This is a genomic window from Nonlabens antarcticus (assembly GCF_015356755.1).
Taxonomy (GTDB): Bacteria; Bacteroidota; Bacteroidia; order Flavobacteriales; family Flavobacteriaceae; genus Nonlabens; species Nonlabens antarcticus.
In genome coordinates, this window is record NZ_JADFCO010000051.1 from 1 (window position 1) to 589 (window position 589).

Sequence of the window (589 nt, forward strand, 5' to 3'; positions counted from 1 at the left end):
AGAGTATAATTTAAAGTCACAAGATAACGGAGTCTATATAATGGTAGTAGAAGGGGCTATTGAAATTAATGACACCACACTCAGCTACAGGGACGCGATAGCAATAACACAAACTCATTCTCTAACTATAATGGCTTCAGAAAACGCTGAGGTGTTATTGATAGAAGTCCCGATGGAAATGTAGTGGTCTATATATAGGGGTTAGGGTTCGAGAATACACATCGGCTCTACATCATCGCCCTAAATAAGAACACAAAAACCCTCGCCTCCAAAAAGAAGCCCCCTTTTAGGACTGGGGTAGGCAGGAGCAACTGCACTCCAACACACCACCACCATAAATAAGGATTCTTAAGAAAGAAACACAAAACCCTTGCCTCCAAAAAGAAAGCCCCTTTGAGGACTGGGGAAGTCAGGAGTAACTGCACACCACACCATCACACTTCCAATAGATTCTAATTCAAAAATTTCAAACAACCCACCCAGGGAATACCTAGAAGAAAACCAGGCGATAAATAAAACGGGCATGCTTTTAGGGACTATCAGAGATCAACCTGAAAAAACCTTCCATTTATTTCAGGGTATAAATACT

Annotated in this window: 2 protein-coding genes; one reads left to right on the top strand and one right to left on the bottom strand. The window is 41.3% G+C overall.

Annotation, left to right across the window (positions count from 1 at the left end; genetic code table 11):
• The coding region (locus tag IQ282_RS00195) for a pirin family protein (protein WP_449406804.1) at positions 1-184 on the top strand (184 nt) is incomplete at its 5' end.
• 164 nt (positions 185-348) lie between these two features.
• On the opposite strand, the gene IQ282_RS00200 is transcribed toward IQ282_RS00195, so the two are convergent.
• On the bottom strand, positions 349-525 hold the full coding sequence (locus IQ282_RS00200) for a hypothetical protein (RefSeq protein WP_194849933.1): 177 nt from the start codon (positions 523-525) through the stop codon (positions 349-351).
• Positions 526-589: the final 64 nt, after the last annotated feature.